We start from the raw sequence: 18538 nt of genomic DNA, 5'->3' as shown, positions 1-18538 counted from the left end.
ATGGAAAACAAAGCCCACGCCATTGCCGCCGGTCTCTTCCTGCTGCTGCTCGGCCTCGCGCTGGCCGCCAGCGTTGCCTGGTTCCAGGGTGACCACACCGAGCGCGTGCACTACACCGTCGTCTCGCGCAGCGGCGTGCCAGGCCTGAACCTCAAGGCGCCGGTCAAGCTGCGCGGCGTCGAGGTCGGCCATGTCGAGACCATCGCCTTCGACCCCGATGACCCGCGCCAGATCCTCGTCGGCATCGCCGTGGACGCAGCGGCGCCGGTGTCCACCGGCACCTACGCCCAGCTGGGCCTGCAGGGCGTCACCGGCCTGTCCTTCGTCGGGCTGGAGGAGGCCGATGCCAAGGCCCCCCTGCGGCGCGCCCAGCCCGGCGCCCGCCTTCTGCTGCGGCCCACGCTGCTGGACCGCCTGGCCGAGACCGGCCCCGGCCTCGTCGCCGGCTTTGCCGAAGCCGCCGCACGGCTGAATGCGCTGCTCAGCGACGACAACCGCGCCCAGCTCGGCCGCACCCTGGCCGAGCTGCAGCAGGCCGCCGGCGACACGCGCCGCCTGATGAACGCGCTGCAGCCCGGCGCACGCGAGCTCCCGGCGCTGCTGAAGGATGCCGACGCCGCCACCCAGCGCGCCGATGCTGCACTGCGCCGCATTGAGGCGCTGGCCGCAGATGGCCAGCAACTGGCCCAGGAGCTGAGGTCGCGTGCCGCCGTGCTCGACCACCTGGACGCCGCCGCCACGCAGGTGCAGGCCACCAGTCGCAATCTCGAACTCGCGCTGGTGGGCGAGACGCCGCCGCGCAGCCGCCCGCTGCTGAGCGACATCGCGGCAGCGAGCCGCAGCGTCGAGCGCGCCGCCAACGACCTCGGCGACCAGCCGCAGAGCCTGCTGTTCGGCCGCAGCGCCCGGCCGCCCGGACCGGGCGAGACCGGCTTCGACGCCCGGCTGAAGGCAGGCAGCAAATGAAGACACGCATCGCGCTGACAGCCGTCACCTTGCTGCTGGGAGCCTGTTCGCTCTCGCCGACCGCGCCGCCGCGCGCCGTCTACGACCTTGGCCCCGCCCCTGCAACGGCGACCAGTGGCGGCGCCATCGCCTGGCGCATCGCCGACGTCAGCGCGCCCCCCTGGCTGGGTGGCGAGGGCATCGCCTACCGGCTCGCCTTCCAGCAGGCGCAGCGCCGGGAGTACTACCGCGACAGTTTCTGGGCCGCGCCACCGGCCGCGCTGCTGACGCAGCGACTGCGCGAACGGCTCGCCCCGCCCCCCGCCTGCACCGGCCGCCCCACGGCGCTGCTGACGGTGGGCCTTGACGAGTTCGAGCAGGTCTTCACCGGACCCACGAACAGCCAGGTCGTGCTGCGCCTGCACGCCACGTTGTGGCCCGCCGGCGCCACCGGCCCGGCCCTGCAGCAGCATTGGCGCCTGGAGCGCCAGGCCGCCACCCCCGACGCATCCGGCGCCGTGCAGGCGCTGGCCCTGGCCGTGGACGAGTGGCTGCCGCAGCTCGACGGCTGGCTAGCCGCGTCCTGCCGCTGACGGTGGCTGCGCGGCAATGCACTCGATCTCGACGCGCGCGCCCAGCGCCAGGCCGTTGCAGCCCAGCGCGCTGCGCGCCGGCAACGGCGTTTCCCCGAAGAACTCGCGGTAGACCTCGTTGAAGGCCGGCCAGTCGGCCATGTCGGCCAGCATCACCGTGCAGCGCACGAGATGATGCAGGTCCAGCCCCTGGCCGAGCAGCACGGTGCGGATGTTCTCCAGCGTCTGCCGCGCCTCGGCGCGCAGGCCGCCCTCGACGAGTCTGAGCTGGCCCGGCACGTTGCCGAGCTGGCCGGAGAGGTAGAGCATGTCGCCCACGCGCACCCCCTCGGGAAATGGCACGGTGGCGGGCACGACCTGGCCACTGTTGAAGCGCTCGATCTGGCTCATCGCGGACTCATTCCCATGGCTTGCTCCAGGGCTGCGGGGTCGTAGATCCGCCCCCCCTTGACGGTGCGGTAGACGCGGCGGATGTCGCTCATGTCGGCAAGCGGGTCGCCATCGACCAGAATCATGTCCGCCAGCTTGCCGGCCGTGATCGTGCCGCGGTCCTTCTCCACGCCCAGCACACGCGCCGGACCCAGCGTGGCAATTCGCAGCACCTCGGCCTTGGCGATGCCGGCCTGGGCGTAGAGCTCCAGCTCGCGGTGCAGGCTGTAGCCGGCAAAGCCATCGCTGCCCGGCATGAGGGTGACACCGCCGTCGTGCAGGCGCTTGAGCATGCGCTGCAGGCCCGGCAGGGCCTGGGCGTAAACGGCCTCCCTGCCGGCCGGCACCGCGACCGCACCCGACAGCTGGCGGCGCTTCACGACGGTCGGGAAGCGCTGCACCACCGGCCGCAGCGCCGGCGCGGCGAGCGCGGGCTCGCCGGAGAACAGGCCTTCCAGCACCACCAAGGTCGGGTCCAGCACGGTCTGGTGACGGCGCAGGAAGGTGACGAACTCGTCGAAGCGGCCGTCGTTGAAGTCGAACTGCGCGAGCTTCTCTGCCAGCACCGTGTAGCGGTCCCGCGTGCGCGTGTCTTTCACCTCGTTGGCGAAGAAGTTCAGCAGGATGAAGTTCAGGTGCTGGATCTCGTCCGCACCGGCCTCCACGAAGGCGCGCGCATAGGTGAAGGCCGGCACATGGCCGCTGACGCGCAGGCCGCGCTCGTGCGCGCGGTCGGCCACGAGGGCCACCAGCGCCGGGCTGAAGGACGAGTAGATCTTGACCTGGGCATAGCCGCGGTCGGCATACCAGTCCACCGCGGCGCGCGCCTTCTCGGGCGTGTCGACCTTCACGTCGGTGGGACCAGCCAGCGGTCCGATGCCTTCGATGATGCCGGCCAGCGTCACGCGCGGGCCCAGCTCGGTGCCGGCATCGAAGCGCTTCACACGCGCCAGCATGGGCCCGTTGTCGTTGGCCATGTCGCGCGCACTGGTCACCCCGGCGATCAGGTCGAAGACGCCGTCGACGTTGCTGAAGTGCTGGTGCACATCCCACAGGCCCGGCATCAGGAATCGGCCGCCGGCGTCCAGCAGCTCGGCGTCAGGCGGCGCGTCGATGTCCGCATCGGGGCCGACACGCACGATGCGCTCGCCGCGGATCAGCACGCTGGTGCCGCCGCGCACGTCCAGGGAGATGGGGTCGAACAGCCGCGCATTGCGGATCAGCAGCCCGCCCTTCGGTTGATGCGTGTGCTGCCGCGCCAGCATCGCATGCCAGGCCTGATCGGCGGCCTGCTGGGCGGCCTGCAATCGGGCCAGGTTGGGCAGGTTGGCCGCTTCCAGCACCTCGAACCAGTCGTCAATGACGCCGGCCGTCTCGCCCCGGTCGTCCAGCCAGACAGGCACCGGTGTGAACTCGATGCCGCTGATGCGGTACAGCGTCAGCCGACCCTGCGTCTCGCCCTGCTCCAGCCACGCCTCGCCGGCCGGCAGCAGCTTGAGCCGCCGCCCCGGCGCCTTCAGCAGCGCCCGGGTCAGCACGCCCATGAACTCCGGCGGCGGGTTGGCCGGCAGGTAAAAGCCCGCGGCGCGGGACTCGCCCGTCTCGATGCGGTTCTTCCAGCGCGCCTGGCCCGCGGCGTCACGATCGAAGCGCTCGCTGAATTCCACCTTCCAGTAGTCGTTGCCCTTGGCCTCGTAGCTGACGGGCAGCCCGCGCGCGTCGAGCCGCCAGCGCGCCTGGATGACGTCGCCCCGGCCCCGGTCATTGAAGCGGTAGTCGGCGGCGCTGACGCCGGGCTCCGGCTGCGTCAGCGTCTGCGTGCCCGCAGGGTTGCCGTGGATCTGGACCTGGTCCACCCGCGCGTGCGCGGTGCCAGCCAGCAGCGTCAGGATGAGCATCCAGTGCTTCATGCCCAGGCCTCCTGCATCAGGCGGCGGAAGTTGCCGCCGAGGATCTTGTGGATGCGCGCCTCGCCGTGGCCGCGCGCGGCCAGCAGCTCGGCGAGCCGAGTGAACTGCGTCGGCCCGCAGAGGTCGGGCAGGAACAGGCTGACGTCCGGTGTCTCACCGGGCGCACCGATGCCCAGGCTGCGCCGCAACTCGGTCTCGGCCGCCAGCATGGCGCGGTAGGCGGCCATGTCGTCGATGGCCGTCGTGCCGCCGTCGGTGCCCAGGCCCACGTGGTCCTCGCCACAGACATTCAGCGCGTGCTCCAGGTGGGCGATCAGGTCCTCGGCCTGCGGCTGGCCGGCCAGCCGCAGGTAGGGCATGAAGTACAGGCCCACGACGCCGCCGCGCTCGGCCAGCAGGCGCAGCTCGGCATCGCTCTTGTTGCGCGGGTGGTCGGCCACGGCGCGGCAGCCGCTGTGGGTGATGGCCAGCGGTCGACGCGCGAGGCGCAGCGCGTCCAGGCAGGTCTTCTCGCTGCTGTGGCTGAGGTCGACCAGCAGCGCCTCTGCCTGCAGCCGCTCGACGACCTCGGCACCGAACTCGCTCAGGCCGGCGTCATCGGCCACCGTGGCACCGCAGCCGACCGCGTTGCGGCCGTTGTAGGTGAGCTGGATGACGCGCACGCCCAGGTTGGCGAACAGCGCGACGCGGCCGGCGTCGCGGCCCAGCATCTCGGTGTTCTGGAAGCCGTAGACGACACCGATCTGGCCGGCAGCCTGCGCCGCGTCGATGTCCGCCACATCGTGGACCTTGCGCAGCATCAAGGGCCGGGCACGGATGAAGGCGTCCCAGCCGGCGATGTCGGCCACCGTGGCCTCGAAGGGTTCGGCGCTGCCCGCCACATGGCCCAGCGTGATGTTGACGGCCGAGAGCCCGGCCGTGCGGGCATCCGCCAGTGCGCGGGCGTCGACGGTCTGGCCGGAACTGGCGTAGGCCATGACGCTGCGGTCCTCGGCGCCGGGCGGCGTGCGCAGGTTGGGGTTGTCGAGCACACCCAGGGCGTTGATGACGAGTTTCATGTCTTGGGCCGCAGCAGCGGCAGCAGGAGGAGGCAGCTCAGGCCGATCAGGGCATCCAGGCCCAGTGTCGCGGCATAGCCCCAATGATGGACGGCATAACCCTGCCAGACAACGCTGTAGGTGATGGAAAGATTGGTCAGCGCCATGTAGGCCGCGAACTGAGTGGCTGCCACCGCGGGCCGGGTGATGCCCATGAATACAGCCACGCGCGCGCCGTAGATGAAGCCGAACAGCACGTGATAGACGACAACAGCCGCCATGAAGGCCCAGACCAGCGCCGCCGGCGCGACCTGTCCCGGCATCCATCCATGGCGCTGAAGCTCCAGCATCAGCGCCAGGCCCGGCAGGCTCAGCAGCACGACGTAGAGGCCCAGAGCCTTGCGCAGGTTGACACGGTCCGACAGCCAGCCGCCGGCGATGCAGGTCAGGGCCGTGCCCGCCTGTGAGGCCGTGGCCAGCCAGGCGATCTGCGCATCGCTCAGGCCCAAGTCCACGGCCAGGTTGGCCTGCAGCCCGCGCGACAACGCCATCGCCGAGATGGGCAGCAGGCCGAACAGCAGGCCGGCGAAGGCCAGGCGCGACCCCAGCAGGGCCTGCAGCGCCTCGCGCATGAAGGTGCCGACCTCGCCCATCACCGCCGACAGCGAGGCGCCGCCGCGCGCGGCCACGGTGCCCGTCGTCTCGCGCATCGGCAGCACCACCAGGCCCATGACGGCGGCGATGGTCAACGCCAGCACGAGGATGCTGCCCTCGAAGCCGATGTGGCCCATCAGCAGCAACGCCCCGCCGCCGCCCGCCAGGACGCCGAGCGACTGGCCCGCGAACATCATGCCGCTGGCAAAGGCGCGCTCATCCTCATGCAGCGTCGTGACGGCCAGGGCATCGACCGCCACGTCCTGCACCGCGCCGAACAGGTTGTGCACGACCAGCAGCGCTGTGAACAGGCCCAACTGGGTCACGGGGTCGAGGCGGGCCAGCGGCAGCAGCGTCACGAGCATCATCAGCTGCGCGCCCAGGATCCAGCCGCGCCGGGGCCCCAGGCGCCGTGAGGTGATCAGGTCGACGAAGGGGCCATAGGCCCACTTGAATGCCCAGGGCAGCAGCACCAGGCCCAGGAAGCCGCCGATCTCGGCCGTGCCGAAGCCCTGGCGGCGCAACTGGGTCGCGACCGTCGTCATCGCGAACCCCAGGGGCAGGCCCTCGGTGAGGTACATCAGGAAGAACGCGGCGATGCGCCCCCTGCGGGACCCCAACAGATTCGGCAGTCGCATCGCCCCTCATCTCCCTTCGCATGAACGTCGAACGATTCTAGAATTTCGTTCTAATGAAGCGCCCCCGTGGTTCCACCAGCCGTCTCGCCGCCGTGCTCGAACGCGCGTCGCCGGGCGAGCGCGGCGCCAGCCGGCGCGCTGTACTCGAACACGCCCTGCCCTGCTTCAATGCGCGCGGCATCGAGGCCGCCACCATCGAGGAGCTGCGCCAGCGCAGCGGCCAGAGCGTGGGCACCATCTATCACCACTTCCGCAACAAGGAGGGCGTGGCGGCGGCCCTGTTCTTCGCCGGTTTCGACGACCAGAGCCGCGTCATTGCCGAACGCACCGAAGCCACATCCGACGCCCATGCCACCGTGATCGAGCTGGTCGGGGCCTATGTCGGCTGGGTCACGGCCCTGCCCGAGCTGGCGGCGTTCCTCTTCATGGCGCGCGAGACCGTCGCGCAGGGGCCGCATGGCGATGCGCTGCGCGAGCGGCTGGAGGCGCGTTACGCCCCCATCGACGCCCGTCTGGTCGAGGGCGTGCGCGCCGGCCTCATCGCGGCGCTGCCCGCCGCCCTGATCCCGGCCCTGGTCCTGGGGGGCGCGGAGTCCTACTGCCGCGCCTGGCTGGCCGGCAGGCGCCAGACCCGGCCCACGGCGTACGCCGGCCTGCTGGCCGAGGCAGCGTGGCGGAGCATTGCGGCCCCTTGAGGCCCATTGAGGCCCATTGAGGCCCATTGAGGCCGCCCCCCAAGCGCGCAGCCGCTTGAGGATTTTCTCGGCGCGACCCGACTCCTGGGTAAACCATGTAATCTGAACGGACCGGGTGAGATATCTTTATTGAACCGCTGTTTCATTTTTTGGATCGTGAACCTCTCTCCCGGGGCCGCCCATCGGCCCGTGTCCATTGCCGCCCTGGGCGAATGCATGCTGGAGCTGCAAGGCCCGGCCTTTGGCCAGTTGCGCCAGACCTTCGGCGGCGACACGCTGAACACCGCCGTGTATCTGGCCCGCTGCGGCGGCGCGCACCTACGGGTGCACTACGCGACGGCCCTGGGCGACGACTCGCTGAGCGCCGGCTTGCTGGAGCGGTGGGCTGCCGAAGGCGTGCAGACCGGCCTGGTGCAGCGACTGCCTGGGCGGCTGCCGGGCCTCTACCTGATCGAGCTGGACGAGGGCGGCGAGCGGCGCTTCCACTACTGGCGCGGCCAGGCGGCGGCGCGCTCCTACTTCGACAGCGCGGCGACATCGCTCGAAGATCAGGCCGATGCGCTCGACGCCCTCTACCTGTCCGGCATCAGCCTGGCCATCCTGCCGCCGGCCGGCCGCGAACGCGTGCTGGCCCTCATGGCGCGCATGCGCGCCCGCGGCGCTGTCGTCGCCTTCGACAACAACTTCCGCCCGCGACTGTGGGACTCGCTGGCAGATGCACGCTATTGGTATGAGCGCGCCTTCGCGGCCGCCTCCATCGCGCTGATCACGGCCGACGACCACCAGGCCCTGCACGGCCTGCCCGACCTCGCCAGCGGCGTCGCTGCGGCCCAGGGCCTGCCGGTGGATGAGGTCGCCATCAAGCGCGGCGCGTTGCCGGCCATCGTCGGCGCGCACGGCGCCTGGCAGGAGGTGGCCACCGAAACCGTGTCCCGCGTCGTCGACACGACGGCGGCCGGCGACTCCTTCGCAGCAGGCTACCTGAGCCAGCGCCTGAGCGGCGTCGCGCCGGTCGAGGCCGCCGCCTTCGGCAACCGGCTGGCAGCCCGCGTCATCCAGCATCCCGGCGCGCTGATCCCGCGCGAGGCGATGGAAGACCTCGTGGGCCGCGGATGAAGCTCGCCTGGGCGCTCGCGCTGACGGCCGGCCTGTGCCATGCGCAGAGCACGGCGCCGTTGCACCCGGCCACCTATGTCCATGCCGGCTGGGCCCAGACCCCCGGGGGCCAGGGCGGCAAGATCCTGCGCGTGACGACGCTGTCAGGCGACGGCCCCGGCAGCCTCAAGGCAGCGCTGGACACGCCAGGGCCGCGCATCGTCGTCTTCGAGGTGGGCGGCGTCATCGACATGGGTGGCAAGAGCTGGAAGCTGCGCGAAGGCCGCGTCACCATCGCTGGCCAGACGGCGCCGGATCCTGGCATCACCCTCGTCAAGGGCGAGCTGGAAGTCTTTGCCAAGGACGTGATCCTGCAGCACATCAGCCTGCGACCCGGGGCCTACGGCCGCGGCAAGCGCAGCGGCAACGACCACGACGGCCTGTCCACGGGCGATGGTGCGGCACGCGTCATCGTCGACCACTGCAGCTTCTCCTGGGCGACGGACGAGAACCTGTCGGCCAGCGGCCGACGCTTCGAAGGCACCACGCCCGACGACTGGCGCGCCAACACCTCGCACGCCATCACCTACAGCCACAACCTGATCTACGAGGGTCTGGGCGAGGCCGTGCACGTCAAGGGCGAGCACAGCAAGGGCAGCCTCATCCACGACAACGTCACCCAGATCCTGCTGCTGGGCAACGTCTACGCCTCGAACCGCGAACGCAATGCGCTGTTCAAGGGCGGCGCCTGGGGCGCCATGGTCAACAACCTGATCTACAACCCGGGCTGGCGCGCCGTCCACTACAACCTGGTCGCCCACGAATGGCTGGGACGGCCCCACCAGGTCGGCAAGATCACGCTGGCCGGCAACGTCTACCGCGCCGGGCCCGGCACCGAGCGCAACCTGCCTTTTTTCACGCTGGGCGGCGTGGGCGACGTGCAGCTCTACGAGCAGGACAACATCGCCGTCGACCGCCAGGGCCTGCCCCTGCCGATGACGGGCCGCTACACGACCAGCGCCGACATCGTGCCGGTGCGCGTGCCCTATCTGCCGCCGGGCCTGAGCTGGCTGGCGCCCCGCGAGCTGGAGAAGCTGCTGCCGCTGTACGTCGGCTCGCGCCCCTGGGCCCGCGACCCGCTGGACTTCAAGCAGCTGTCCGACATCGCCGAGGACCGCGGCCTGCACATCGATGACGAAACCCAGAACAACCCCGAGGGCCTGCCGCGGCGCAAGCCGACGCAGCGCGCGTTCGTCGAGGCCGACTGGAACCTCGCCGACATGAGCCCCAAGGCGGGCTGGCAGTCGCTGTTCACCCAGGTCTCGAGGTGACCCTGCCGCACGGCGCCTTGCCGCCCCCGCCTGCGGCAAGGCCCCCCCTCGAACCCACGTCCACGCGTACCGGATCCAGGAGAACCCGTCATGAACAAGCCCCTCACCCTGCTGGCGGCTGTGCTGCTCAGCCCCTGCGCCTGGGCGCTGGAGCTGAAGTCCGCCGACGTGCACAACAGCGACGACTACCCCACCGTGGCCGCCGTCCGGCACCTCGGCCAGCTGCTGGCCAAGAGCAGCGGCGGCGCGTTGACGGTGAAGGTCTTCAACAAGGGGGCACTGGGCAGCGAGAAGGAGACCGTCGACCAGGTCAAGCTCGGCGCGCTGGCGATGGCACGTGTCAACCTCGGCCAGTTGACGGCCATGTGCCCCAAGACATTGGTGCCCGCCCTGCCCTTCCTGTTCCGCGACACCGCCCACATGCGCCGCGCCTACGACGGTGCGCCCGGCGCGGAGATCCTCAAGGCCTGCGAACACCAGGGCATGGTGGGCCTGGCGCTGTACGACTCCGGCGCCCGATCCATCTACGCCCGCAAGCCCATCAGGACGCCGGCCGACGCCAAGGGCCTGAAGATCCGCGTACAGCAGACCGAGCTCTGGGTGGCCGCGATGACGGCCCTGGGCGCCAACCCGTCGCCCATGCCCATCGGCGAGGTCTACACCGGCCTCAAGACCAGCCTCATCGACGCGGCCGAGAACAACATCCCCAGCTACGAAGGCTTCCGCCATTTCGAGGCGGCCAAGTTCTACAGCCGCACCGAGCATGCGATGACGCCTGACGCGCTGTTCATCAGCAAGCGGGTCTGGGACAGGCTCAAGCCGGAGCAGCAAGGCCAGTTGCGCGAGGCCGCCAAGGCCTCCGTCGCCGTGCAGCGCGAGCGCTGGGACGCCCAGGAGGCCAATGCCCTGGCTACGGTCAAGGCCGCCGGCGCCCAGATCGTCGAGGCCGACCGCGAGGCCTTCCGCAAGGCCGTGCAGCCCGTGATCGCGAAGTTCGTCAACACGCCCGAGTTGCAGGCGCTGGTGAAGTCCATCCAGGACGTCAAATGAGCGGCTTCACCCGGTTCTGCGCAGCGCTGTCTCGCTGGTCGCTGCGGGCGGCCGTGCTCGGACTGGTCCTGCTGGTCGTCTGCGTCCAGTGGCAGGTGCTGGGTCGCTACCTGCTCAACGACTCCCCCACCTGGACGGAGCCCGTCGCGCTGCTGCTGGTGCTCTACATCACCGCGCTGGCCGTGGCCGTGGGCGTGCGCGACGCGGGCCACCTGGGTCTGGAGTCCGTCGTGGCGCTGCTGCCGCGCGCGGCGCAGCGCGTGGCCGAGGCGGCCATCCACCTCTGCGTGCTGGCCTTCGCATTGCTGATGGCCCACGCGGGCTGGGAATGGCTGACGCTGAAGTGGGACGAGCCCAAACCCATGCTGGGCGTGCCCGAGGGGCTGGATTACCTGCCGCTGGTGGTCTCCGGCGCCCTGATCGTCCTGTTCTGCGTGGAGCACCTGATCGCGCTGTGGCGCGGCACGTCGATTGAAGAGGCGGGGGTCTGACGTGGAAGGCATGGAGCTCTGGGTCATGTGCGGCAGCTTCGTGCTGCTGCTGCTGCTGGGCGTGCCGGTGGCCTTCGCCATCGGGCTGTCGTCCATTGCCACCGCGCTGGCGGCCGACCTGCCGATGGCCATCGTCTTCCAGAAGATGGTGGGCGGCATGGAGGTGTTCTCCTTCCTCGCCATCCCGTTCTTCATCTTCGCCGGGGAGCTCATGCTGCATGGCGGCATCGCCGAACGCATCGTCAACTTCGCCAACCGCCTGGTGGGCCATGTGCGCGGCGGCCTCGGGATGAGCAACGTGCTGGGCTGCACGCTGTTCGGCGGCGTGGCCGGCTCGCCGCTGGCCGACGTGTCGGCCATGGGCTCGGTGATGATCCCGCTGATGAAGCGTGAAGGCTACGACGCCGACTACGCCGTCAACGTGACGACGCACGCGGCGCTGGTGGGGGCGCTGATGCCGACCTCGCACAACCTGATCATCTACGTGCTGGCCACGGCCGGCATCGCCGCGGTGAGTGTCTTCAACCTCATCCTCGCGGCGCTGATCCCGGCACTGCTGCTGACGCTGGCCAACCTCGTCGCGGCCTACTCGGTGGCCGTCAGGCGTGGCTACCCGACGCACGGCGCCTTCCCCGGCTGGGCCGCGGTGTTCTCCGCCTTCGTCGCGGCGCTGCCAGGGCTGCTCGTCATCGTCATCATCCTGGGCGGCATCCTCAGCGGCGTTTTCACGGCCACCGAATCGGCCGCCACGGCGGTGTGCTGGGCGCTGCTCGTGACGGGCCTGGTCTACCGCTCACTGTCCTGGCATGGCTTCCTCGCGGCGTGCGCCAAGGCCTGCAAGACGACCGGCGTCGTGCTGCTGCTGATCGGCATCTCGGCCGCCTTCGGCTACTTCATGGCCTTGTACGAGGTCCCGCAGAAGACCGGCGAATGGCTGGAACAGCTCAGCGGCAACCGTCCCTGGGCCATCTTCCTGTGGGTGAACGTGCTGCTGTTCCTGCTCGGCACCTTCCTCGACATGGCGGCCACCATCCTGATCTGCACCCCCATATTCCTGCCGCTGTGCATGAAGGCCGGCATGGACCCGACGCAGTTCGGCGTGGTCATGCTGCTGAACTGCGCGCTGGGCCTGAACACGCCGCCGGTGGGCAGTACGCAGTTCGTCGGCTGCGCGATCGGTGGTGTCAGCGTGGGCCAGGTCATGCGCTCCATCGCGCCCTTCTACGGGGCCTTGCTGGTCACGCTGCTGGCGGTGACTTACGTCCCCGCGCTGTCACTGGCCCTGCCGAGATGGCTCGGCAGCTAGAAACCCGGATACCGCGACAGCACCCGGTTCCATTCGGGCTGGTGGCGCGCACGCTGCAGGCCCAGGTTGAGACGCTGCAACAGGTCCGGCCGACGCTCCAGCGTGCGCCGGCTGACGTAGACGTGCACGGGACTCACCGCCAGTTCCAGCACCACCTCCACGGCCTCGCCGGCCTGGCGCGCAGCGCGGTAGAGCAGCGTCGCGGGGTCGTCGATGACGAAATCCACCCGCCGCCCGCGCAGGGCCGACAGCGTCAGGTCGTTGGCATACAGCGGCACCAGCAGGCCCGCCAGCTCGGGGTCCTCCAGCTCACGGCGCACGGCCAGCGGGAAAACCACGCCACGGATCACTCCCACCTTGACCGCGCGGCCCTTCAGGTCGGACAGCCGGCGCGGCAGGTTGCTGGCGCCGGCCAGGCTCAGCAGCGCAATGCGCTCGTTGCGGTAGGGCTGCGTGAATTCGCCGAAAGCCAGGCGCTCCGGCGTGTGCGTGGCCGAGGACATCAGGTCCAGCTCTCCCTGCGCGATGTCCGGCACCTGGCGTGCCCAGGGTCGGCGCGACCACTGCAGGCGCTCGCCGGCGGCATGGGCCACCAGTTCCAGCAGCTCCACGTCCAGTCCCTGCGGCGTGCCCGCGGGGCTCCTGCTCTGGAAAGGCGGGTAGTCGCTCCAGCCAATGCTCAGCGGCGCCCTGTCCTCGGCCACGGCCCCCATGCCGGGCAGGGCCAGGGGCAACAGGCAGGCATCGCGGCGGCGCAGGCGCATCGCCCGACTCTCGCACAGCGGCACCTGCCCGACAGCCCGTGCGGACCATGAGCCCGTCGCGCCGTCATCTTCTCGCCACGCTGGCCGCACTGCCCGCCTGGCCCCTGGTCGGCCGCGCCGAGGCGCTGGACGACACGCTGGTCGGCCTGCAGCGCCGCTGGCGCCCCCGTCTGGCGTGGCGGCCCGATCCGGCCTGGCGTCCCCAGGCCCTGGCTGCCGCGCGTCGCCTGATGCTGCTGCCCGGCGACGACGGCAGCACCTTCGCCACCGTCGTGGCCGCCGAGCAGGACCGGGGCAGCCATGTCGCGCAGGCGTTGACGCTGCGTGGCGCGCTGGGCGACCGCGTGCCGGCCCTCTACCTGCGCCCCAGGGGCCCGGGACCTCATCCCGCGGTGCTCGTGATGCACGACCACGGCGCGCGCTTCGACATCGGCAAGGAAAAGCTCGTGCGCCCGCTGGCGGCCCATCCGTCGGCCGAGACCTGGGTGCAGCGCTACTACGGCGGCCGGTTCGCCGGCGACACGCTGGCGGACGCCGGCTTCGCCGTTCTCGCCATCGACGCCCTCGGATGGGGCGAACGCAGCCGCCCCGGATTCTCCCGCGACGACCAGCAGGCGCTGGCCAGCCACCTGATGCAGCTGGGCCACAGCTGGGCGGGCATCATCGCCAGCGACGATCTGCGCTCGCACCGATGGCTGCGCGAACGGCCCGAGGTGGACGCGGATCGCGTCGCGGTGCTGGGCTTCTCGATGGGCGCCTTTCGCGCCTGGCAGCTCGCAGCTGTCAGCGACGCGGTGTCCGCCTGCGTCGCCGCGCACTGGATGTGCACGCGCGACGGGTTGCTGCGGCCCGGCGAGCACACGCTGGTGGGGCAGTCGGCATTCAGCATGTCCCACCCCGGGTTGGCGGCGGACCTGGACCACCCCGACGTCGCCGCGCTGATCGCGCCGCGGCCCCTGCTGCTGTTCGGCTCACAGGAGGACCGGCTGTTTCCCTGGGACGCCACGCAAGCGGCCTGGCACCTGCTCGCGCGGGCTTGGCCCGACGGCAGCAGCTTCAGCACCCAGGTCACAGCCGGCGGCCACCGCTTCGACCAGACACAGCAGCGACACGCCTGCAACTGGCTGACGCGCCATACCTAACACCGAGTTCGCATAGTCCTGTGGCATCATGCGCCATGGCCTTCTCCCGCTACCTCCTGATGCTGGTGCCGCTCGCCTGTGCCGCGTGCGCGCCATTTCCGCACTTCGTCACCGTGACGCCTGACATCAACGGCACGCTGACCAGCGACGGGCAGCCCGTGGCCGGGCAGGAGATCAGGCTGGCTCGGGGGCCGGACGACAGCCCGTGCAGCATCACGCTCGACTCGGTGCGCACCGGCCCCGACGGCGGCTTCAAGCTGGAGCGCAAGACCCAGTTCCAGCTCCTCTACGCGCCGCTGGTAGCCCCGCTCTCGGTCAGTCCGTTCAACATCTGCTCGACCACTCCTGACAAGCCCCTGCTGCTGTACCGCGGCCTCGTGCCGCTCTACAACGCACAGCCACTGAAGCTCGCCTGCACGTTGAAGGAACTCCAGCCCCCACGCCAGCTGCCGCTGCAGGCGGAGCCCCCCTGCAAAACCAGCCCAGTCCGCCTGGGGTGATTCGTCGCCCGCATGGGCCACGCCAGGGACGCGGCGCTGCGTGAGCCTGGGCCGCCACGCCAGGCCGCCAGCGACAATCAGACATGGACATGCTGGCCGTCTTCACCACCGTCGCCGACCAGGTACAGGCCGACGCCCTCGCTCTTGCGGCCGTCGAGCAGCGCCTGGCCGCTTGCGTACAGACCGAGTCCATCGGCAGCACCTATCGCTGGCAGGATGAGGTAGTCCGCGAGAGCGAGATCCGGTTGATGTTCAAGACAACCCGCGCCTGCTATCCGGCCCTGGAAGCACTGCTGCGCGCGGGGCATCCCTACGATTTGCCAGCGATCTACGCCTTGCCGGTCGTCAACGCATCAGCGGCGTATGAGTCGTGGGTTGATGCCGAGACCCAGGCTCCGTGATGCCGCCGTCCCTGCCCGGCGACGGCGACCCAGTCCGGTCGCAAGCGACCATGACATCCCATCGTCAACGCACCAGGGACAGGGACTTGCTGTAGTCCAGGAAGTGCACATTCATCGCCTTTCGGTCCGCCTGGATGCCGCGCCTCATGTCCTTCACCCACGGCTCGGCCACATCGGCAAGGGAGACGGCGAGCTTCATTCGGTCAGCACTGCTCAATGCCGGATCCTGCAGGGTGCGCCTCAGCGTGTTCATCGCGGTGGTCACGGGATCCGTCGCATCACCCCCGCTGGAGGATGCGTCCGGAAGGGCATCGTCCGGCGTGAACAACACGTGAAGCAGGAAGGCGTGCATGTCTATGACAGGGGTCTGCTTGCGCACCTGCTCCTTCATCGACGAAATCTGGGCGTTCCAGTCGCTGGCAAACCTCACCGGGTCAGCACTTCCCAGACGGTTGTCCTCGCGAAACTGCCTGAGCATGACGTCCAGCGCCCTAAGTTGCTGGTCGTACTCGTCGAAGTAGCGGTTGTATTCGGTGGCCGCCGCTGTCAGGGCGCTCATCTGCCGATCAAAGAGTGCCTGCTTCGCGGCATAGCGCGCTTGCAGGGCGGTCGTCGCCAGGGCAGAAGCGACGCCCAGGAGAATGCTCACGACGAGCAAGAGGTGGTCCTTGTAGGTCAGCAGCGGTGAGCGGGCATGCGCTTGTCTGACGGCAGGGTCGCAAGGGCCTGCGGATTCACTGCCGGTGTCGCGCTGCGCGGCTTGAGGGGATCTTGTCATCTTGCAAGTGTCGTGCGACCAATGGGTGAAGGTACTCGCGCCCCCATCCCCGCCGGGCCGTGGGCGCCCGACATGTCGGTGAGGGCGGACCATCATCAGTTCGTCCGGAAGGGGCGCAGCAGGAATTCTGGGCGCGCGCGGGCCTCGCCAAGAAGGATCTGCCCCGGAGTGCGCCTCACTTCGCGCCAGACACCTGTTCCTCCGAGGGTCCTCAAGGCCCGAGCGTTCTCGCACCCGCCAGCTCAGGCCTGAGCTTCAGCAGGCCTTCCATCACCTGCTCCGAGAACAGCGCCGCGCCCCGCGGCCCGAGATGGGTGCGATCGAAGCGCGGGGGTGCCTCGGCCAGCGTGTCGGCGTCGGCCTGGCCCATGGCGGCGACGGCGGCGTGACTGACGGCATTCAGGTCCAGCACCGGCACTCCCTGCTCCGCACCCACGCCGAGGATGACGTCGGCCCAGGGTCGCAGGTCGTTGGGCAACTCACCCTGCTTGAAGGTGCGCCGCGTGAGCGGCGTGATCAGCAACACGTCGCCGCCGGCGGCCTTCACGTCCTTCACATAGCCGGCCATGTTGGGACCGAACTCCGTGGCGAGGTCGGTTGAGCGGTTGGGCTTGCCGGGCTGGTCGTTGTGACCGAACTGGATCAGGACCAGCGTCTTCTGCTTCTGGCCGTTCTCGCCGCGCTCGTTGAGCAGCGCCAGCACCGTGTCCCAGAGACCTTCGGCGCGGAAGCTCTTGCTTGAGCGACCGCCGCGCGCGAGATTGAGGCAAGCCACTTGCTGGAAGCGGGCGCACAACGCGTTGCCGTAGCCGCTGCGCGGCGCCATCGTCGAGTCGCCGACGAGGATGAGGCGCGGGCCGGTGGCAACGTTGGCGATGGTCTCGCCCTTGGGCGCAGAGGCGGCGGTCATGGGCAGTGTCTGGGCCGACGCGGCGCCGGCCTGCAGCAGCACGCCCATCAGGAAAGGCAGAAGTGTCTTCATCGCAAGATCAGGGTTGAGGCAACGCGGGCCAGCCGGCCCTGGGGCTCATGTCGTCGAGGTTCCAGTCGTCGGTCTTGAAAGGCCGGCGGGTGGGCGCGTGGTGCGGGTAGCCAAGGGCGTTCTCCCCCTCGGCATCGATCAGCCTGCCGCGGCCCTGGGCCATGTCGGCCAGCACCCTGGCATCCAGCGGGTCGCGTGCCCAGGGCCGCGCGCCGACCCGCGGCGGCAGCTCACGCGCCAGGTCGGCCGCAGAACGAATGGCCAGTCCCGCGGGCAGCTCGGGCCGGGCCATGACGATGAGCTTGCCGGTGGTCTGCGCGTTGTTGCCCAGCAGCGGCACGGGGCGACCCTGCGCATCGTGCGCGAGGTTGTCGGTCATGTGCAGCTCCAGGTCGCCCTGGCCCAGCATCGTGAAGAAGGCCGTGCCGGCCACGGTGCTGGGGCCATGTCGCATCGCATTACCCACCAGCGTCAGGCGGCCGTTCTGGTACGGCTGTCCCACCCATTCGTTGGCCAGCAGGTTGTAGTGCACCGCGCGATCGCCGGGGTTGAAGATGTAGTTGTTGACCATCGCCCCCTGCGCGCCGCCCTTGAAGAGCGCGTTGCGCTGGCGGTTGGAGGCGTAGACGTTGCCGTACAGCAGCACGCCGCTGGTGTTGTCGTGGATCAGCGAGCCCTTGCTGTGCTCGCCCTTCTCGTGCACGGAGTTGCCCAGGCCCTCGTAGATGAGGTTGTGGGTGTAGGTGATGCGGTGCGACGTCGCCTTGCGCCAGTCCTGCGGCGTCTTGCCGTTGAAACGGGGGCCGCTGGCGGACAGGTTCTCGTCGGTAGCCCAGGAGAAGCTGCAATGGTCGACGATGACGTCGTGCGCGCCGCCGACCGTGGAGATGCCGTCCTGGTCGCCGCCGCCCTTCTTGGGGCGGCCAAACTCGCCCGGCCTGAAGCTCAGGTGCTGGATGACGACGTCATGCGTCGAGATCGTCGTCTCCGCCTTGATGATGCTGATTCCGGGGTCGGGCGCCGTCTGCCCGGCCAAGGTCAGGAAGGGCTGCGCAATCTTCAGCGGCTGGCCGCCCATGTCGATGACGCCGCCGACCTCGAAGACGACGATGCGCGGGCCGGCCGCGGCGACCGCCTCGGCCAGGCTGCCCGGACCCGAGGCCGCCAGCGTCGTGACCTTGATGATGCGGCCGCCCCGGCCACCCTGGGTCCCAGTCCAGCCGCGGGTGACGATGCCGCCCGAGTCCGGCGGCGCGGGGTCGGGCGTGGCGGCGGCCAGCAACGTGCCGACCAGGGCCAGCATGGAGAAGGCGAGCGTCTTAAGGATCATGTGCCGTGAGCGTCAGGAGGAAAGGCGAGCAAGGGCCGGCCGGCCCTTGCTCGCGATGGGCGGTCGTAGGTTCAGAAGAAGCTGTACTCGGCCCCGAAGCGGAAGGTGCGGCCCAGCACGTCGGCACCGCTGGTGAGGTAGCCGTTGTAGTTGGTGTTGGCTGTCAGTGCCGGGTTGACGTTGGTGACGTTGTTGATGCCCACGCTGACCTTCAGCGACTTGAAGCCGTTGTAGGCCACGCTCAGGTTGTACTGCTTGTAGGCCTTGACGTCGGTATAGGTGGAACCGGCACGCGGCGTCAGGTCGGTCAGGCCGCTGCTGTAGCGCTGCGAGATCTGCGTGGACCAGCCGCCCAGGCGCCAGTTCACCGACGCGGTGTGCTTCCAGCGGTAGATGATCTGCTGCGTGGTGGCCAGCCCGATGTTGGGGCCGGTGTAGCGGGCGTCAGCCGTCAGGATGCCGATGTC

The 18538-nt window shown here is 69.9% G+C and carries 19 protein-coding genes and 1 pseudogene; 11 read left to right on the top strand and 9 right to left on the bottom strand.

Annotated elements, in window-relative coordinates:
* Together VGF12_RS10050 and VGF12_RS10045 are read left to right on the top strand one after the other, a co-directional pair.
* The gene (locus VGF12_RS10050; RefSeq protein ID WP_331175895.1) at positions 1-966 is read left to right on the top strand and encodes an MlaD family protein; all 966 of its coding nucleotides are present in this window, start codon (positions 1-3) and stop codon (positions 964-966) included.
* Positions 963-1538, top strand: coding sequence for an ABC-type transport auxiliary lipoprotein family protein (locus VGF12_RS10045; RefSeq protein ID WP_331175894.1), 576 nt, complete (start codon positions 963-965; stop codon positions 1536-1538). The genes VGF12_RS10050 and VGF12_RS10045 overlap by 4 nt, the downstream gene beginning before the upstream one ends.
* Here the strand turns inward: VGF12_RS10045 and VGF12_RS10040 are convergent.
* The 4 genes from VGF12_RS10040 to VGF12_RS10025 are packed head-to-tail and all read right to left on the bottom strand — an operon-like array spanning position 1518 to position 6206.
* Entirely contained in the window at positions 1518-1928 is a 411-nt protein-coding gene (locus VGF12_RS10040; protein WP_331175893.1) for a RidA family protein, read from the bottom strand. The two genes, VGF12_RS10045 and VGF12_RS10040, sit on opposite strands and share 21 nt — an antisense overlap.
* A complete protein-coding gene (locus tag VGF12_RS10035; protein ID WP_331175892.1) occupies positions 1925-3877 on the bottom strand; it encodes an amidohydrolase family protein in 1953 nt (650 codons plus the stop codon). Before VGF12_RS10035 ends, VGF12_RS10040 begins: the two co-directional genes overlap by 4 nt.
* Positions 3874-4935 (bottom strand): dipeptidase, encoded by a 1062-nt coding sequence (locus VGF12_RS10030; RefSeq protein WP_331175891.1) that lies wholly within the window; start codon positions 4933-4935, stop codon positions 3874-3876. Before VGF12_RS10030 ends, VGF12_RS10035 begins: the two co-directional genes overlap by 4 nt.
* Complete coding sequence (locus tag VGF12_RS10025; RefSeq protein WP_331175890.1) at positions 4932-6206, bottom strand: MFS transporter; 1275 nt, start codon at positions 6204-6206, stop codon at positions 4932-4934. The genes VGF12_RS10030 and VGF12_RS10025 overlap by 4 nt, the downstream gene beginning before the upstream one ends.
* 53 nt (positions 6207-6259) lie before the next feature.
* Here VGF12_RS10025 and VGF12_RS10020 point away from each other — a divergent pair, with 53 nt between their 5' ends.
* The 6 genes from VGF12_RS10020 (at position 6260) to VGF12_RS09995 (ending at position 12174) form a co-directional block, all read left to right on the top strand.
* Positions 6260-6901 (top strand): TetR/AcrR family transcriptional regulator, encoded by a 642-nt coding sequence (locus VGF12_RS10020; RefSeq protein WP_331175889.1) that lies wholly within the window; start codon positions 6260-6262, stop codon positions 6899-6901.
* A 189-nt stretch (positions 6902-7090) separates the two neighbouring features.
* The gene (locus tag VGF12_RS10015) at positions 7091-8017 is read left to right on the top strand and encodes a sugar kinase (RefSeq protein WP_331175888.1); all 927 of its coding nucleotides are present in this window, start codon (positions 7091-7093) and stop codon (positions 8015-8017) included.
* Positions 8014-9327 (top strand): hypothetical protein, encoded by a 1314-nt coding sequence (locus VGF12_RS10010; protein ID WP_331175887.1) that lies wholly within the window; start codon positions 8014-8016, stop codon positions 9325-9327. The genes VGF12_RS10015 and VGF12_RS10010 overlap by 4 nt, the downstream gene beginning before the upstream one ends.
* Positions 9328-9417: 90 nt before the next feature.
* Positions 9418-10377: a TRAP transporter substrate-binding protein gene (locus tag VGF12_RS10005; protein ID WP_331175886.1), complete on the top strand. Its 960-nt coding sequence runs from the start codon at positions 9418-9420 to the stop codon at positions 10375-10377.
* The gene (locus VGF12_RS10000) at positions 10374-10868 is read left to right on the top strand and encodes a TRAP transporter small permease (RefSeq protein ID WP_331175885.1); all 495 of its coding nucleotides are present in this window, start codon (positions 10374-10376) and stop codon (positions 10866-10868) included. The genes VGF12_RS10005 and VGF12_RS10000 overlap by 4 nt, the downstream gene beginning before the upstream one ends.
* Before the next feature lie 10 nt (positions 10869-10878).
* Entirely contained in the window at positions 10879-12174 is a 1296-nt protein-coding gene (locus VGF12_RS09995; protein WP_331175884.1) for a TRAP transporter large permease, read from the top strand.
* Here the strand turns inward: VGF12_RS09995 and VGF12_RS09990 are convergent.
* Positions 12171-12938 carry a transporter substrate-binding domain-containing protein gene (locus VGF12_RS09990; RefSeq protein ID WP_331175883.1) on the bottom strand — a complete coding sequence of 256 codons (768 nt, stop codon included), beginning with the start codon at positions 12936-12938 and terminating at the stop codon, positions 12171-12173. The genes VGF12_RS09995 and VGF12_RS09990 overlap by 4 nt on opposite strands.
* Positions 12939-12985: 47 nt before the next feature.
* Here VGF12_RS09990 and VGF12_RS09985 point away from each other — a divergent pair, with 47 nt between their 5' ends.
* The 3 genes from VGF12_RS09985 to cutA all read left to right on the top strand — a co-directional run bounded on the left by VGF12_RS09985 (position 12986) and on the right by cutA (position 14981).
* Positions 12986-14080: a dienelactone hydrolase family protein gene (locus tag VGF12_RS09985; RefSeq protein WP_331175882.1), complete on the top strand. Its 1095-nt coding sequence runs from the start codon at positions 12986-12988 to the stop codon at positions 14078-14080.
* A 35-nt stretch (positions 14081-14115) separates the two neighbouring features.
* The gene (locus VGF12_RS09980; RefSeq protein WP_331175881.1) at positions 14116-14580 is read left to right on the top strand and encodes a hypothetical protein; all 465 of its coding nucleotides are present in this window, start codon (positions 14116-14118) and stop codon (positions 14578-14580) included.
* 83 nt (positions 14581-14663) lie between these two features.
* Positions 14664-14981, top strand: a complete 318-nt coding sequence (gene cutA, locus VGF12_RS09975; protein WP_331175880.1) for a divalent-cation tolerance protein CutA — start codon at positions 14664-14666, stop codon at positions 14979-14981.
* Between the two features lie 64 nt (positions 14982-15045).
* Here the strand turns inward: cutA and VGF12_RS09970 are convergent, their stop codons facing one another.
* From VGF12_RS09970 to VGF12_RS09955, 4 genes and pseudogenes are all read right to left on the bottom strand, one after another.
* Positions 15046-15639, bottom strand: coding sequence for a hypothetical protein (locus VGF12_RS09970; RefSeq protein WP_331175879.1), 594 nt, complete (start codon positions 15637-15639; stop codon positions 15046-15048).
* Between the two features lie 331 nt (positions 15640-15970).
* The gene (locus VGF12_RS09965; protein ID WP_331175878.1) at positions 15971-16741 is read right to left on the bottom strand and encodes a rhamnogalacturonan acetylesterase; all 771 of its coding nucleotides are present in this window, start codon (positions 16739-16741) and stop codon (positions 15971-15973) included.
* 7 nt (positions 16742-16748) lie between these two features.
* Positions 16749-18071, bottom strand: coding sequence for a hypothetical protein (locus tag VGF12_RS09960; RefSeq protein WP_331175877.1), 1323 nt, complete (start codon positions 18069-18071; stop codon positions 16749-16751).
* Between the two features lie 71 nt (positions 18072-18142).
* A pseudogene (locus VGF12_RS09955) lies at positions 18143-18538 on the bottom strand (hypothetical protein); the annotation flags it as partial.

It is taken from the genome of Roseateles sp., assembly GCF_036404855.1.
GTDB lineage: Bacteria > Pseudomonadota > Gammaproteobacteria > Burkholderiales > Burkholderiaceae_C > Pelomonas.
This window is presented reverse-complemented; position numbering and strand designations above follow the sequence as displayed.